At 64.1% G+C, this 3,600-nt stretch carries 6 protein-coding genes; all 6 read left to right on the top strand.

All coding sequences use genetic code 11. The annotated features are described in order from the left end of the window. A partial coding sequence (locus MOV75_RS31045; RefSeq protein WP_247007224.1) for a hypothetical protein occupies positions 1-190 on the top strand: 190 nt, incomplete at its 5' end. Positions 191-208: 18 nt separating this feature from the next. Then, positions 209-1,606 (top strand): carotenoid oxygenase family protein, encoded by a 1,398-nt coding sequence (locus MOV75_RS31040; protein ID WP_246931302.1) that lies wholly within the window; start codon positions 209-211, stop codon positions 1,604-1,606. A 45-nt stretch (positions 1,607-1,651) separates the two neighbouring features. After that, the gene (locus MOV75_RS31035; RefSeq protein WP_246931303.1) at positions 1,652-1,915 is read left to right on the top strand and encodes a hypothetical protein; all 264 of its coding nucleotides are present in this window, start codon (positions 1,652-1,654) and stop codon (positions 1,913-1,915) included. A gap of 76 nt (positions 1,916-1,991) precedes the next feature. Then, positions 1,992-2,567: a hypothetical protein gene (locus MOV75_RS31030; protein WP_246931304.1), complete on the top strand. Its 576-nt coding sequence runs from the start codon at positions 1,992-1,994 to the stop codon at positions 2,565-2,567. A gap of 12 nt (positions 2,568-2,579) precedes the next feature. Beyond that, the gene (locus tag MOV75_RS31025) at positions 2,580-3,134 is read left to right on the top strand and encodes an inner membrane-spanning protein YciB (protein ID WP_246931305.1); all 555 of its coding nucleotides are present in this window, start codon (positions 2,580-2,582) and stop codon (positions 3,132-3,134) included. A gap of 105 nt (positions 3,135-3,239) precedes the next feature. Next, positions 3,240-3,536, top strand: coding sequence for a hypothetical protein (locus tag MOV75_RS31020; RefSeq protein ID WP_246931306.1), 297 nt, complete (start codon positions 3,240-3,242; stop codon positions 3,534-3,536). Positions 3,537-3,600 lie beyond the last annotated feature (64 nt).

Here is a 3,600-nt window from a genome sequence, read left to right as displayed (position 1 = left end):
CGGACGACGCGCGGTCCGCGTCGGCGCGCCCGCTGACGAGGATGCCTTTCTCGGCGTACGCGCGCGGCGCGCGGTTTCGGTCCTGGGTTCACTCTTGCTCATGAGACAAGCTATAAGACGCAATATTGACAGTGTAAAGATTTCGCTTGACCACTGCGGCAATCGGCGCTACGTGATCTTTACGATGTAAAGATAAGGAGGATTTGCCGTGCAGCACGACTCCAGCACTGAGCGCCGCAACAACATCGCGCCGATCCCGTTCGAAGCAGACGCGCCATTTCTGAAGATCATCGGCGAATTGCCGCGCGAGCTGAACGGCACGCTCTATCGCAACGGTCCCAATCCGCAGTTCGAATCTCCCGGCGCGCATTGGTTCGTCGGCGACGGCATGCTGCACGCCTTTCATCTGGAGAACGGCCGCGCCAGCTATCGCAACCGCTGGGTCCGCACGCCGAAATGGCTGGCCGAGCACGATGCCGGCCGCGCACTGTTCGGCGGCTTCGGCCGCAAGCTGCCGGATGCGCCGGCCGACCTCACCGATGGCGGCGTCGCCAACACCAACATCATCTTCCATGCCGGCAAGCTGCTGGCGCTCGAGGAAGCGCACCTGCCGACCGAGATCGAGCCGGGCACGCTCGCAACGCGCGGCTATCACAACTACCAGGGCCGCGTCGCCGGCAGCTTTACGGCGCACCCGAAGATCGACCCTGTGACCGGTGAGCTGGTGTTCTTCGGCTACAACGCGGCAGGTCCGCTGACGCCTGCCCTCTCCTACGGCTCGATCGATGCCTCCGGCAAGGCGAGGCGCTTCGAGCGGTTCGAGGCGCCCTATGCCAGCATGGTGCACGACTTCATCGTCACCGCGAACCACGTGCTGTTTCCGATCCTGCCGATCACCGGCAGCATGGAGCGCGCCATGAGCGGACGGCCGCCCTATGCCTGGGAGCCGGACAAGGGCGCCTATGTCGGCGTGATGAAGCGGAGCGGCACGGCCAAGGAGATCGTCTGGTTTCGAGCTGAGGCCTGCTACGTCTTCCACGTCATGAATGCGTGGGAGGAGGAGAACCGCATTATCGCCGACGTCATGCAGTTCGAGGAAGCGCCGCTGTTTCCGCATCCCGACGGCCGGCCGACCGATCCGAAGAAGTCGCGCGCCCGGCATTGCCGCTGGACCTTCGACCTCTCAGGCAATACCGACCGCTTCCAGCAGACTTACCTCGATGATCTCACCGGCGAATTCCCGCGCATCGACGATCGCCGCGCCGGGCTGAGAAACCGTCACGGCTGGTACGCCTGCGCCAATCCGCGGCTGCCGATGTTCGGCGCGCTCTCCGGCGTCGTTCATGTCGACGGCAACGGCCGGCGGCTCGGCCATTATCTGCTGCCCGCCGGCGACACCATCTCCGAACCGGTGTTCGTCGAGCGATCGAAGGATGCGTCTGAGGGCGATGGCTGGCTGCTGGCGGTGGTCTGGCGCGCGCGGGAGAACCGCAGCGACCTCGCCGTCTTCAACGCCACCGATATCGAGGCGGGCCCCGTCGCGCTGGTGCAGCTCGGCCACCGCGTGCCCGATGGTTTTCACGGCAATTGGGTGGGCGCGGTTTAGCGCGCCCGCAATGACAGTGCAGATGCGTCACCAAAGAGATATCTCATGCACATGCCCTCGATCACTGCAAATTTTCTCGCTGTCCTCACCGTCGCTTGCGTCGCGCTCACGCTCCAGATGATCCGGCGGCGGCGGAGCGGCCACGTCATCTTCAACGGCGGCATCCTGCTCGCCGTCGGCCTTCTCATCGCCGCCGCGCTGCCGATCCTGTCGCGTCTGTCTTGGGTGGAATTGGCCGACGAGGCGTCCGACCAAGCCGTTGCAGCACTTCATTTTTTGGAGGTCGCCTACGTTATTTTGACACTGTAAAGATTTCGCTTGACCCGGGATACCTCCTGAATTATTGATCTTTACATCGTAAAGATCGGTCTGACCGAGGTGGGCAATGGCGATTTTCCTGATCCTCGCGCCCTACGGCGCTTACACCTTGCTGATGCTGGTGACGTCGGCCACGGTCAGTATGTTCGTGGCCTCCACGATCTGCATCGGCACCGTCGCAATCGATGTGGCGTACCGCCGTTCGGTGAAGACCCTGGCCGCGGGCTCGGCTGTCGTGTTCGCCGCAATCGGCCTCTACCTCGCGCTGCTCGATCCGACGCTGGGAGCGCTTGGCGTCAAGCTGTCGGTCGATCTCGGCATCTTCGCCATCTCGCTCGGCTCGATGGTGGTCCGCCGTCCCTTCACGTTGCAATATGCGCTTGAGGCGGTGCCGGCCGAGACCGCAGCGATGCCGGGCTTTCTCCACGCCAATTACGTCATCACCGGCGCCTGGACCGCGGCCACACTCCTGATGGCGGCCGCCAATGTCGTGCTGCTCTATGTCCCGGGCCTGCCGCTCTGGTCGAGCCTTGCGGTCGCCTTCGCCGCACGCAACAGCGCGATCTACTTCACAAAGTGGTATCCCGAGTATCGCCAGATCAAGTACGGTACGCCCGCCCGCACATTGCCCAACGTTCGCTGAACAGGATTGACGATGAAGGACGTATTCGCCCGCCTCGCCTCCGATCTCTTCTCCGCCATCGTCTTCCTGGTCGTCTATCTCGTCACCGACAACGTCATCCTGGCAACATCGGTGGCGGTCGCCGGCGCGATCGCGCAGGTGATCTACGCGCGCGTCAAGGGGCAGCAACTCAACTACATGACTTATGCGAGCCTCGCGCTCGTCGTTGGACTGGGCGCGATCACACTGCTGACCCATGATCCCCGCTTCATGATGGCAAAGCCTTCGATCGCGCATTTCGCGATCGGCGCGATCATGCTCAAGCGCGGCTGGATGCTGCGCTATATGCCGCCGATCGTCGTCGACACCGTTCCGGAATACGTGACGGCTGCGGGCTATGCCTGGGCGGTGCTGATGTTCGTGATCGGCGCCGGCATGATCGTGGTCGCCTCCACCGGCGATCTAAAGCTGTGGGCGTTCTACCTGACGGTGGTCGCCGGCGGCGCCAAGATCCTCGCCTTTGCCGTGCAATACGTCGTTCTCAGGCTCATCGTGACCAGCCGCCGGCGCGCCGCCGCCCGCGCCTAAATGCCCTGCCGGAGGGTTAGGCAGGAGCTGGGAGTTGGGCTATAGGTTCGCTCGGGACTGATCGCGGATCGTCGCGGTCCGCCGGGATTTGTTCGGGAGACGGGAATGGCCGTAGACGGCAACTGGAATCTGACCATGACGACGCCGATGGGCGAGCGCCAGGCGACGCTGAGCCTCAAGGCCGCCGGCGGCACGCTCACGGGTACGCAAGGCGCGGAAGGCAATACCGCCGAGATCTTCGACGGCACCGTCTCCGGCGACAACGTCTCGTGGAAGGTCTCGATCACCAACCCGATGCCGCTCACGCTCGAATTCGCCGGCACCGTCTCTGGCGACAGCATCAGCGGCGAGATGGGCATCGGCCCGATGGGCAGCTTCCCGTTCACGGGCGCTCGCGCGTAAGGCCGCACAGTGCGCGAGCTCCGTCTCATCGCGGCGACGATGCTGTGCGTCGCGACCCAAGCCG

Source organism: Bradyrhizobium sp. PRIMUS42, assembly GCF_023006515.1.
Lineage (GTDB): Bacteria > Pseudomonadota > Alphaproteobacteria > Rhizobiales > Xanthobacteraceae > Bradyrhizobium.
Note: the sequence above shows the minus strand (reverse complement) of the source record. Positions and strands in the feature narration are given on the sequence as shown.